The sequence below is a fragment of the Bacteriovorax sp. BSW11_IV genome, assembly GCF_000447755.1.
GTDB lineage: Bacteria > Bdellovibrionota > Bacteriovoracia > Bacteriovoracales > Bacteriovoracaceae > BSW11-IV.
Window position 1 is genome coordinate 105,153 of sequence record NZ_AUNE01000027.1, and the last position, 12,711, is coordinate 117,863.

The 12,711-nt window shown below is 37.5% G+C and carries 9 protein-coding genes; 4 read left to right on the forward strand and 5 right to left on the reverse strand.

What is annotated here, in order from left to right; genetic code table 11:
- The first annotated feature begins 177 nt into the window (after positions 1-177).
- Positions 178-2,580: an alpha/beta fold hydrolase gene (locus M899_RS07900; RefSeq protein WP_021270882.1), complete on the forward strand. Its 2,403-nt coding sequence runs from the start codon at positions 178-180 to the stop codon at positions 2,578-2,580.
- 27 nt (positions 2,581-2,607) lie between these two features.
- Here the strand turns inward: M899_RS07900 and M899_RS07905 are convergent, their stop codons facing one another.
- Both M899_RS07905 and M899_RS07910 read right to left on the reverse strand, forming a co-directional pair.
- Positions 2,608-3,360 carry an acyl-[acyl-carrier-protein] thioesterase gene (locus M899_RS07905; RefSeq protein WP_021270851.1) on the reverse strand — a complete coding sequence of 251 codons (753 nt, stop codon included), beginning with the start codon at positions 3,358-3,360 and terminating at the stop codon, positions 2,608-2,610.
- Between the two features lie 55 nt (positions 3,361-3,415).
- Positions 3,416-4,831 carry a hypothetical protein gene (locus M899_RS07910; RefSeq protein WP_021270854.1) on the reverse strand — a complete coding sequence of 472 codons (1,416 nt, stop codon included), beginning with the start codon at positions 4,829-4,831 and terminating at the stop codon, positions 3,416-3,418.
- A gap of 332 nt (positions 4,832-5,163) precedes the next feature.
- Here M899_RS07910 and M899_RS07915 point away from each other — a divergent pair, with 332 nt between their 5' ends.
- Entirely contained in the window at positions 5,164-7,506 is a 2,343-nt protein-coding gene (locus M899_RS07915) for a methyl-accepting chemotaxis protein (RefSeq protein WP_021270881.1), read from the forward strand.
- Positions 7,507-7,509: 3 nt separating this feature from the next.
- Here M899_RS07915 and M899_RS07920 read toward each other — a convergent pair whose 3' ends face one another.
- Together M899_RS07920 and M899_RS07925 are read right to left on the reverse strand one after the other, a co-directional pair.
- A complete protein-coding gene (locus M899_RS07920) occupies positions 7,510-8,523 on the reverse strand; it encodes a murein L,D-transpeptidase catalytic domain-containing protein (RefSeq protein WP_021270862.1) in 1,014 nt (337 codons plus the stop codon).
- A gap of 56 nt (positions 8,524-8,579) precedes the next feature.
- The gene (locus M899_RS07925; protein WP_021270822.1) at positions 8,580-9,437 is read right to left on the reverse strand and encodes a ChaN family lipoprotein; all 858 of its coding nucleotides are present in this window, start codon (positions 9,435-9,437) and stop codon (positions 8,580-8,582) included.
- A gap of 78 nt (positions 9,438-9,515) precedes the next feature.
- On the opposite strand from M899_RS07925, the gene M899_RS07930 reads away from it, so the two are divergent.
- A complete protein-coding gene (locus tag M899_RS07930) occupies positions 9,516-10,334 on the forward strand; it encodes a hypothetical protein (RefSeq protein ID WP_021270869.1) in 819 nt (272 codons plus the stop codon).
- Here the strand turns inward: M899_RS07930 and M899_RS07935 are convergent.
- A complete protein-coding gene (locus M899_RS07935; protein WP_021270846.1) occupies positions 10,331-10,795 on the reverse strand; it encodes a hypothetical protein in 465 nt (154 codons plus the stop codon). The two genes, M899_RS07930 and M899_RS07935, sit on opposite strands and share 4 nt — an antisense overlap.
- Before the next feature lie 67 nt (positions 10,796-10,862).
- Between M899_RS07935 and M899_RS07940 the strand changes: the two genes are divergently transcribed.
- Positions 10,863-12,704, forward strand: coding sequence for a M20/M25/M40 family metallo-hydrolase (locus M899_RS07940; protein WP_021270817.1), 1,842 nt, complete (start codon positions 10,863-10,865; stop codon positions 12,702-12,704).
- Positions 12,705-12,711: the final 7 nt, after the last annotated feature.

Below are 12,711 nucleotides of genomic sequence, written 5' to 3' on the forward strand. Positions count from 1 at the left end.
TCAATTTGTTATGGATTGTCTAGGAAAGTCGCAATGGCCGTAAGTTTCTGAAACTTAGTACTTCTGACGATAGATATTATTTACCAATCCTGAATAAAGTTCACTATAGCAAAGCAATGATGGCCTAAAAATCAGTATCATGTAAAAGTTCCCGGTCCCCTAATGAGGAGTGAATTCATGAAGTTAAGAAGGTTAGCCTTTGGCCTAATCACATGTTTTGTCTTTTTTCTATCGTTAATCATTTCAACACCTGTTTTTGCAAACGAAGAGTGTTTTAAGATTATCGCTAACGTATTTGATAAAATTAAAGCTCCAGAAAGCTTTCCTGCACAAACGAGTAGGGGGTTGCGTGAGTTGTCTGATCAACGTGTTGCAGAACAAGGAAGTCAGGGCCTAACGCAAAAAGATGTTGAGCTTGATGAAAAATTATATTTCGATCTTAAAGGTGAAGATGCTCCAGAGATTTTCAAAAGTCTTATGGTTGATGGTGTTCGCTTTATTGATCACGAACTTTATGGAAGTGCAAGAAAAGGAATTGTAAAGCTTGCCGATTCTGGAGAGTTCGTTTCAATGCGTGCTGATATTCCTTATAAAGGAAAAAATCTCGCAACTAATATTGGTTTAAATAAAGGCTTCTTTCTTTCTAATTATGCTAATAAGCTAAAGTCGCTCGTTACTAAAGATGCTAAGGCCGTGGTTCTTTTCATGCATGGTGGAGGAACTAATACGACAGGTCATCACGTAGCGGCCCAATTATCTAATCACCTTTCAAGCTATGATGTAGATGTTATTTCACTAGATATGCCATGGCACGCTGAGGGTCCTCGCGATCACTTTGCAAATGCTGATGAATTTATTGGTTGGATGAGAGCATTTATTGAAAAATATGTGGCCCCTTCAGGTAAGCCAGTATTTCTTGCTGGTCACTCAATGGGTGGTGAGATGGCCAATATCTATCTTCGCGCGAGTGCAAAAGAAGACAAGTGGGTAAGTGGTGTTATTTCACTATCTCCACCAGTTGATCCTGTTCCAGAAATCGGTGATGCCCGCACTAAGCTTGCCGAAATTGCTAAAATGTGGCGTGAAATTGAACTTGGTGGAACGTATAAAGAAGACCAAGATGAATTGAATATTCTAGCGTCATTAAAAGAAAAATTCACAAGAGAAGGAAAGACTATAAATGATATCGGAAATACTGATGAAGGTATTCTCGATGAGACAACTTTCCAAGGTAAAAACAACCCAATTGGAGTTCTTTTCGAACAGATCCTAACTGTGGCCAATACATGGGAAGTTCCTGCTCATAAAGGTGCTGACTATCTACCAGCTCTTTTTGCATGGGGTAAGTACGATTACTTATTATCTGGTAAGTACTATGACTATATTAAGCAATATATTTCGCCTCTATCAAATGTTGACCTAAAACTTTATGGGCATAGAGAAACAGTTGGTGGAACGATCGAAAAAATTGGTCACTTAATCTTTGATCACTATGATTTAGAAAAACAAGATGAGCTTGAAGCGTTCTTAGACGTTAGAAAATTCATCACTAAAGTTGCTGGTGTAGAGCTTGTAAGTAAGGCTAATAGGCCAGGTAGCAACGATATGCAAATGGCCTCTTCATTGATCCGCGAGTACGCTGTATCTCTAGACTTTAGAGCATTCGTAGACAGCGCCACTATTGAAAGAAAAGTTCAGGTTAATCCTGCTGAATTCGAAAAGATGGCCAAGGAAATGCAAGAGATTGGACCAAAGCTTGCTGATAAGAATATGCCAGAAGAAGATAAAAAAGTTCTTCGTGAAAGAATGAATATTCTTAAAGATAAGATGAAAGGAAGTTATGTACCAAACTCTGAAGAAGGGGCAAAAGGTCGTGAACTTCTTGCTAAAATTGATGGTCTCGAAAAAGAGTATCAAGATTATTCTAAATCTCAAAAAACACTCTTGAAGCTTTATAACAATTTAGCTCCTAGAATGAATGCTAAAGAGAAAAAGATTGAAGAGCTAATTCGTGCCGCTGTAGCAACATCTGATGATGCTAAGGCCAAGGAACTTGCAAAAGAATATGAGGATGCTCAAATTCTTCTTCTTCAAGAGACAACTAAGGTCTACAAAGAGATCGATAAGCATATTGATAAGGTTTTAACTCTTGGCGATAAAGTGACGGCAGAAGATCTTAAACCAGCAACTTCACTCTATGAAACATTCAGAGAGTATGAGTATGGTTATTTCGAAGGTGTATTCGTTAAGTCTAAAAAGGCCTACGAAAACCTAATTGCACAACTTGGACGTGAAGGTAAGCTTGGTACTGAATTACAGGTTGAAATAAGTGCTTTTGATGCTGATAAGAAGCTTGTTGAAGACACTAGACTTGCTCTTGATCTTCTTGAGTACAGAATGTACGAACTGCAAGAAGAATCATCAACTCTCAAGCGTGAAATCGCTGAAATGTATTCTAGTGATACATGGAAATTTGAAACGATTGCTCTTAAAGATATCTTTGAGGGTGGTGCTGGTTCAATTTCTGAAAATATTGGTGCTCTTCAAGAATTTTGGAAAAAATGGAAGGCCATCCAGTAACAATCTAATTAAATGAGCGCCAATATTTTATTGGCGCTTTATTTTTGCCATAAAACTTTTTATTCCTTCGTTCTCCAAATGAAAATCAATCTCTTTAGCGCTTTCATTCTCATTTTTATTACAATATAAGCTCAGTTCTTTGCAATCCATGGGAACTTCTTTTGCATAGGCCGCATAGATAGATTTTGCTATGATATTTTCATCCATGAGATAATCTTCTAAAAGTTCAAAATAGGTTGTGTTGTTTAAATGTCTATTTATGTCAAAGTCTGTTTGTCGCAATTGAAACTGTTTCGCTTTAATAGTGTTATGCTTATCATTCAAGCGCCATCTTGCGATATCTTCTTTAAAGTGTGTTTCGTCACAAGTTTTAAATCTAGGAAATAAAGACGCATCAAATTGGGCCAATTTTTTTTCTTTGAAGTTTAAATAGGCCCATTGAGTTTGGGCATGAATTAGGGGTGTTCCTTCTTTTGTTGTAACAATAAATTCTCTTAGTCCCTTATGGCCATCTGCTCCTCTTGACCAAGTAGAGATGATGATATCTTCAGTGATCATAGGAATGCGATCAATTTGAATTTCAATCTTGGTTAAAACCCAGGCCTTACCGTTTTTCATGACTTCACCAAAATTTTCCGCTTTAGTGGTGTAATGAACAAGAGCTACTTTTTGGAATAAGAGCATGAGTTTTTTAAGAGTGAGTTCACCTTTGTAGTTTACATCATCTGCATTGAGATGAATTTCTACAAGAAATTTATTATCTTTTTCACCAAAGATCATCTTTCCTCCCTTAGAGTTTTTTATTATAAAAAAGCTCCATGCTGTTGGAAAGAATTTAATTAATGATCGTTGTTAATGTACTTTCGAGGATCATGGCCGAGTTCGTGGCCTCACCTGGACCGCTGTTTTTTGGTGACGCTGGAGTCATTTCAAAGTGACCATAACCAACAAATCCTCCATCAATTGATCCATTGATACTTGCAGGAGCACGAGAACCGGCACTGAAGTCAAAGAGTTCAAAATCTTTTAGAGTCAGTGTCTGGGTTGGACAAGTATAAAGATAATTATCCATGGGGTTTGTATCAACAAGCATATGGACAAGGTAATTTACTCCATAATCAATATTATTTTGATTTAAAGAAATTTCATAAGGAATGCCAAGGCCTTGTGTTAGAAGATCTAGTTGATTAACAGTGGCATCATCATCGAAAAAGATCGCAGTACTTGAACTTGGAAAGTTGTTGTCAATGTTGCGACAAAAAGCACTGTCCACTGGAAATAGATCTTCTGGCCTTGTTGGGACTTTTCTTAAATCATAATAAAGTCCGCTTTGACCAAAAGCATTTGATTGAATATTTCCAAGTAAACTCAATTCATTAGTCTGTAATTGTTCAATAGTAAAATCATAGGTTAGGGATGGAAGAGTTGTGTTAAGCACATATGAAACTGTGAGTTCATCTGATTCATTCCCACTTAAATCGGTAGCAAAGGCCTTGATACAATAATTCCCATCACCACTTGCACCTATATTAATTTTTTGAGTAAAGCTTACTCCGCTATCATGGGGGTCACAACAGGCCCCTCCAAATTGGATACAATATGTAATCTGACCGCTCTCTGAACTTGAGAGAATAACGTCAAATAATGAGCCATATGTACCACTCTTTTTGTCAGCACTAAGCTCTGGTGCTTCGTTATCAATGTTTGTAGAATCAGGTTGTGAAGATGTAGAGGTCGTCGTACTTGCCGTTTTTGTCTCGTCTTCACTCGTTTGTGATGAATTAGATGTATCAAGAATTCCTACATCATCGCCTGTTGCCGCTGTGGAAGTACCATCTGTCGCGGAAGCAGTGTCTGAAGAAGAACTTCCTACTTGGGATGCCTTTGAATTATTATTACTATTAGAAGAATTATTTGCTGAGCTACTTTTTTCTAAGGCCAAAGAAGATCCGCCAGATAAGTAGGCCTTCTCTTGTTCTTGAGTTTGCGCAAACTGTTCTGATTCCTCTAGGTTTGGTTCACTGTTATTTTGCACACGTATAACGTTTTGATCATTCTTTTTTTCAATTTTCTTTTGACGCTTTATTTGTTTTATTTTTGTTGATGCAATTTCTCGAGAGTTTTTTTGTTCTGAAACTTCTTTTTCATTTTTATCAATGGTTGGAACTTCTGGTCTTAGCGATATAAATAGAAAGGCCACAACTGTAGCTATACCTATGGGTGTTGAAAAAGATTTAAACAGGTCTTTCATCGCGCTTTTATTTCCTTAGAAATCAATCTCCAATAGGCCTATCGACCCTTTCAAAGATAATGTTAATATTGATTCTCTTTAGAGGGGTTAAGTATTTGTTAATGCGTGGAGGTTTAAGGGATTTAGGCCGTGAATGTGCCATTTTTTATTGTCTTATTCTACTTCCAAAAACATTCCTAAAGGAATTGAGATTTTGTTAAGTTAAAAAATATAGTTTCCCATTATTTTTATAAAAATCAAAATTAGTAAGTCTCCTTTACAGATGCAACTTAGACATCACATAAAATTGTCGATGAGTATAGGCCATCTTCAGTATTTGCGGAGTGAATATAATGAAATCTTTATCTCTGAATAAGAAACTTGTGCTTTCTTATCTTATTTGTGGACTTGTTCCGGCCTTTCTTATTATCGTTATAAGTTTTATCAAAAATAGTGATGCTCTAAGGCAGGAAGCTTTTAATAAATTATTGGCCGTTAGAGAAACGCGTGGAATTCAATTAGAAGACCTCTATGCCACGATGAAGTCCCAAGTCAGTGCCCTTGCAAATAATAAAGTTTCTTTTGATGCTCTCAATGACCTCTCTGGTGATTTTGAATATTTTAAAATGGAGTCAAAAAAAGATTTATCACAGAGTAAAAAGAAACTTGAGGATTTTTATAAAAATCAATTCTATGCAAAATATGAAAAAGAAAATCATAAAGATGATAGCTTTGATCCCAATCATCTTTTCAAAAGTCTAAGCGATAATCAAATCATGATTCAAGATGCATTTATAAGTTCTAATCCAAATCCTCTAGGACAAAAAGACAAATTATATGAATTAAAGAGCGAAACGACTTATGCCAAAACTCACAATAAATATCATAAGACTTTTCATACATACGTCCAAAAATTCGGCTATTATGATCTCTTCTTAGTTAGCGCTAAAACCGGAGAAGTTGTTTACTCCGTATTCAAAGAATTGGACTTTGCAACTTCACTCAAAAATGGCGCTTATAAAGACAGTGCTCTAGCTGAAGTCTTTAATGCCGTTCTCGCTGCAAAAAGTCGTGAAGATATTTTTATGACTGAAATGCATAAATACATTCCAAGTTATAATGCTCCGGCACAATTCATTGGGGCCCCTATTTTTGATAATGAAAAAGTAGTGGGCGCACTCATTTTTCAAATCCCCGTTGATAAAATTAATAATATTCTAACAGGTAACCAGGGATGGAAAACACAAGGACTTGGGGATAGTGGAGAAACATATATTATCGGTGCTGATAAAATTATGCGAAGTGTTTCAAGATTTCTCTTAGAAGATAAAACGAATTTTTTAAATGCAATGAAATCTATTAACACAGATGAAAAAAGATTAACCTATATGTCTTTAAAAGAGACAACGGCGCTTTCTGCACTTATTGATAATAATGGGGCCAGTGCCGTTGTTAATGGTAAGTCTGGTGAAGATGTCTATGCAGATTATCGTGGTGAAAAGGTATTAGGTTCCTATAGGCCTTTAAATATTGAAGGACTAAAATGGAATATTCTTTGTGAAATGGATGAGGCCGAGGCCTTAAGTAGTGTGAATCTTCTTAAAAATTTGATGATGATTCTTGCTGGTGCATGTGCTATTGCTATTTTTGCTTTTGCTTATTTCCTAGCGAAAGGACTTTCTAGTGCCATTGTGAACTTATCTGATGAATTAAAAAATGGCGCAGAAAATATTTTAGTCAGCTCTACTTCTATTGCAGAAGGAGCTACTCAACTATCGAGTTCTACTGATGAGCTAGCGGCCAGTCTGCAAGAAACCTCTTCATCAATTAATGAAATCTCCGCCATGGTTACACGCAGCTCTGAATCAGCTGAACATGCAGCAAAACTAAGTATAGAAAGTAAGTCTAAGGCAAATCAAGGTAAAACATCAGTAAATGAAGTGAGAGATGCTATCACTCTTATTCATAGAAGTAATGAAGATATTGTTGAAGGTGTTTCTAGAAATAATCGCGAAATTGAATCGATTAATGCCATCATAAATGAGATTGCTGAGAAAACGAAAGTGATTAATGATATCGTTTTTCAAACAAAGCTCTTATCTTTTAATGCCTCTGTTGAGGCAGCACGAGCAGGTGAACATGGTAAAGGCTTTTCAGTTGTTGCCCAAGAAGTTGGGGCCCTTGCTCAGATGAGTGGTGGTGCGGCCAGTGAAATTTCATCACTGCTTGAAACGAGTACTTCAAAGGTACATGATATCGTTACAAGCTCTAGAAGTATCATGGATGGCCTAATTGGCGAGGCCAAAAAGAATGTCGAAAATGGTCTCCAAAAATCAACAGAATGCGAAGAGATTTTAGATCAAATTCTATCAAGTTTTGAAGTTGTTAATGATTCGGTTCGCGATATTGCAAATTCCTCAGGAGAGCAGGCCAGTGGTGTAAGAGAGATCACTCAGGCCGTTCAGCAATTAGATGGTGTAACCCAACAAAATTCACAAGTGGCCAATGATTCTTCGGCCCGTGCCGAAGACTTACGTCTACAGTCTGGAAAGTTATGGAATGTTGTTGAAAAAATGCAGACTCTTGTTTATGGCCACGTGATTAGCGAGGCCAAGGTACAAGCAATTAATTCTGAAAAAAAAAATAGAAAAAAAGAACATCAAACTCTAGATGACGATTTTAAGGATGTGGCCTAGTTTTTAGGAACACATCCTATCCCAATCGCTGACTTGTTTTTCAACTTTGTTCATATCATCAGGACAATCTGGTACGTAAGAGTAGAAAAGTGATCCGCCTTGAATCTTATTTACTATCTCTTTTCCTTCACCTGGTTGAAATGCTGGGCATCCAAATGAGCGTCCCATGCGAGAGCTATCTTGATTGTAGAAGGCCTCATGCATAACTACACCATTTCTTAGAGCATCGTCATTCACAGAAGGAGTAAGTCCGTTGAGAATCATTTTATTGAGTCTCGGTCTTGTTGAGAACATTGGCCATGGAGCACTAGCGCTTTTATTTTCTGGGTCATGGGCCACAGAGTTTGCTAGATATGCTGTTGAATAGAAGCCTGGTCTTGTCATTGCCCAACGATCATGAATCGGAGATTGCCCATTTTTCTTACGAACAGAATTGATTTTTGTAAGTTGATCTTTGGTAAATTTACACTGATTAATCATTCCATCGTGATCTGGATCGCCATAACTAACACCATTAGTTTTTCCGGAACCATGGCTTACGCGAAAATTTTTAACTTCACCTGTTCTTAGATCTAGAAGATAAAACCTTTTTTGTGATGAGTGTTGAGAATAGTCTGCAATAGAAATGTAATTTTTATTTTTGAATTTACTCTTATTATCTTTGTAATATTTTAGAGCTTGCTTGAGGGGTTCGACAGGAACACCTTCGAGTACGAAGTTTTCGAAATACTTACATTCATCGGCACGAATAACTTTCTCTGTATCATTGATGAGCTCTTCGGCCTGTGCAACTGCACTACGCAGAGACTTTACTTGCATTTCTTCATTGCAATTTCTCAATTCGTTAACAGAAGTAGAAACACCTTCGTCTGCTACATCATCGTCTTGAAATGAAGATTTTGGATTGCCATAGCGTGGATCAACACGGGGGGCCCTCTCAACTTGATTGGCCTGTGCAAAAGCTAGATTTGAAACCAATGTTCCAAGGATTAAAGGGACTAAAAACTTTCTTCTCATTTAAAACCTCACAACAATAGTATAATTTTATTGTGAGGTCAGATAAAGGTAGTAAATTATTCCAAATACAGAATGTAGTCAGCTATTTTTCCATACTTAGAGCTGTCAAATAATTCAGACCACTCTTTCTTTGTCATAGAGTTTTTGTCTACTACTTTGATTGAAATGATTTTATGGTCGTTGCTTGTGCGAATTTGCTCACGAATAAGTCCGTCGAAATAATCCGAGTGAAATGACCCCACTACAGTAAATCGAAGTGGATTAATCGCCTGTTGTTCAAATTGATAGGCCATTACTGAATCTGTAAAGGCCTGGGCATCAAAATACTTTTTCAAACTTTCTGAATCAGTATGACCACCCATAACTTCTTTAAAACGAATGAGGTATTGATCGCTTCCTTTCATATAGTTTGGAGGTAAGTACTCAGAGGGAAGATTTTCAATACCACCTGTTGTAATATAGCGCTTTACTTCACGTGTTTCATTCAAGGCAATGAATTGGCCATTGATATTTTTTGTGGCCTTAAAGATCGGAGCATATTTCATATTTTCTGAAATATTTTTTTCACCCATCATTTGAATTAATAATTCATCAATTGTTAATTGGTTGTTTGAATATTTATCGAAGAGTAATTCTAGCTTGTCATGATCTTTGTAATTTAAAAATTCCCAACCTGTGGTGACCTGACCTTCCATTTGCAGATTTCTAGTCATCAATTCTATAAACTCACCTTGGGCCTTTTGAATTTGTTCATTGTAGTGATATTCACCTAGAATAAAATGGGTCTGATTTGATGCTATTGTTTTTGCCAATTGCTCAACAGTTAATTCTCTCTCATTTTGGACTTCAACCAATTTTGGTGCACCAAAGGCACATGATGAAAAAATGAAAGTAAGGGCGAAGAGCTTTTTCATGGGTTCTCCTGTGGACTATTCTATTAAACTTTTGATAGCATTAATTTTCTACGAACTCAAATAAATGGAAATCATGACATGAAAAACTTTTTCAAAATAACAATTCCACTAGCTATTATCATAACGTTAGGGGCCGTTATCTATCAAAGATCAACTGGACCAACTTATCCAAAAAAATTCCGCATTGGACCTTCTCAAGAGCGAGTATTGGTTAAATTCCCACGCAGTCAAGGGGGGACTATTGACGCCCTTGTGGAATTGCCAGTTCTAAACGATCAAATGAGTGCAAGTCTTACATATAAGCGCTTTCCTACTAACGATGAGTGGACAACTATCCCTTTGCTTAAAGAAGGCAATGTTCTGGCGGCCAGACTTCCAAATCAGCCTCCTGCAGGGAAGTTAACTTACTTTGTCACAGTTAATGCACCATGGGGCGTAGAGAATCTGGGTTCGATGGATAAGCCTATAATAATTCGTTATAAAGGCGAAGTACCTATTTGGATTTTGGGGCCACATGTCTTTTTTATGTTCTTGGCCATGTTGCTATCAAATCTTTCAGGATTAGAGGCCATCAAAAGAACGCAAAGTGCTGTTAGTGTAGGGCGTTTGGCCTTCGCTTCATTATTTATTGGTGGTATGATTTTGGGGCCAGTCGTTCAAAAGTATGCCTTCGATGTTTACTGGGCGGGTTTTCCTTTTGATTGGGACTTAACTGACAATAAGCTTCTTATTGGCGTTATTTTTTGGGCCATTGCCTTTTTCACAAACTTAAAAAAACCACGCTATTTGACTCTTATTCTAGCGGCGATTGTTCTTATTGGTGTGTATTCAATTCCTCACTCAATGATGGGCTCTCAGTATAATTACGAGGCCGGTAAAATCGAAACAGACCGCTAGTTTTGGCATTTAAAGTCCTTCACAGCTGCGCCTTGCTCATAAACGAGCATGGCGCCTGAATGACCTGTTTGAATTAAATAATATGTTCCTGCAAAAGAAATAACGGTAGCACTATAGAGAAGCAGTAGATTGTGCTTAACTTCAAAAATAATATAACTTAAATGACTCACAAGAAAGATCACCAATGTCGTGTAGGCATACTCTTCATGACTATAGACATGACCTATCTGACATAAATTTTTCTTCACTTCATCAAAGGCCATATCACCCAAGAAGGTCGACATGGCAAATGTAAACAGACCGATAATATATAAAGCGTGAGTGCTAAATTTAAGCGCTTCATTTGTTTTTTCTTTTGACTTCTTTGTTGCAAAACAAATACCTAGCAAGGCGAATGGAATCAAGATAATTAGACCCAGTGGTAGGTGGACAGTTAGGGGGTGTAAAAGCTCAGCGCGCACAGGTTCTCCTCGCCCTTTGATTTTGTTTGTGATATGAAACTTTGGCACGATAACAAAGGATTCATATATGTTCAAGATATTGATATTACTCACACTTTCTTTAACTAATCACTTTGTTTTGGCCAATGAGGCCCATAATACATTGAAATTTCTGGCAAGTGATCAATTAGAAGGAAGGCGACCTGGTACTCCGGGATCATTCAAGGCCATCAATTTTATTTCACAAAAATTATCGCAGTATTCAGTTAAAACTCTCGGTGATTCTTATCTGCAAGAATTTACAATTTTTACTCAAATGGAAAAAGAAGGGGTCAATTCGTTAAAGATTGGACCTAATACTATTTCTTCTTTTGAGCCATTGGCCTTTTCATTTTCTGGCGCCATTGAAAGTGAATTGATTTTTGTAGGTCATGGGATTTCTATTCCTAAAAATGATGAACGTCTTGTGTATGACGATTACGAAGGCCTAGATGTTGAGGGGAAAATTGTTGTCGTTATGACTGGTGATCCTGGAGATGGCAATAAGCAGTCTCTTTTTAGAAATCCAGATTATATCAGTTATAGAACTTTGTTTTATAAAATTAAAAATGCCGCTCTTCATGGGGCCAAAGGTGTTCTTGTTATTCAAGACCCCCTAAGTGTTGATGGCAAAGAAAAAGTGCCTTATTTCAATAAAACTGAAGGTGGCGGTCATCGTTTCGCTATCATGGCCGGACTTACAACAAACGAGGCGATCAACAGTCTTTTGAAGAAGACAACGACACTTGAGATTCAAAAAATGATAGCGAAAACTCAAAGGCCAATGTCACTTTCTCTCGCTCCGAAGGCAAAACTTTCAGTTCATCTTAAAAAAATCACTGGAAGGGTGAGCAATGTTGTTGGGGTCATTGAGGGGAGTGATCCTCTTCTTAAAAATGAAGTCCTTGTTCTAGGTGCGCACTTTGATCACCTCGGTTATGGAGGGCAAAATAGTATGGAGCCCAACCATGATCCTGTGATTCATAATGGTGCCGATGATAATGCTTCTGGTAGTGCAATGATTTTAGAGCTTGCTCGATTGATTGCAAAAAAACCTTTGAAACGAACTGTTATGGTGGCCTTTTTCAATGCAGAGGAGAGTGGATTACTTGGATCGACTCACTTTGTGGATAGTTGGGCCCAGTACAGTGAAAAATATGGACAACTCTACGCGATGTTAAACTTTGATATGGTGGGACGTTATCAAAATGAATTGGCCATCCTCGGAACCGAGACGGCCTTTGAATGGGAGAGTGAATTAGAATCTTTTTTTACTAAAGATTTCGGCATAAATATTGTTCAAAAGAAAAAAAGTGTGGGCAGTTCGGATCATGCCCCGTTCATTGATAAGAAAATTCCGGCCCTGTTTTTTACAACGGGAACTCACGAAGATTATCATAAAAGTAGTGATGACTCTGAGAAGATCAACTACAAGGCCTTTGATAAGACCACTAATATGGCCTATGAACTTCTCGTTCAAAGTGATGTTATTACCAAACTTACTTTTAATCCTGAGGCCACAAGTGATGACGGTGCAGGACGTGAGCGTGGTTACGGCGCCCATCTTGGTTGTGTGCCACAATTTGGGCAAGATGATAGTATTGTTGGGGTCGTTTGTATGAGGGCCTCTGTTGAATCTCCTGCTGAAAAAGCGGGAATTATCGCAGGTGATATTCTTGTCGGTATCGGTGATATTGAAGTGAAAACGATCTATGATTTGGCCTTCGCTTTAAAATTCTATCGCGCTGGAGATGAAATTGAACTACGCTGGCAGCGTGAGGGAGTGTTGATGAAAAAGTTAGTCACTCTCACAAAGAGTACTCGCTCAAAAAGAGAATTGAAAAAAAATACCAAGACCTATGGGCACCATCCCATGAGAAGACTCTATTGATTAAAAA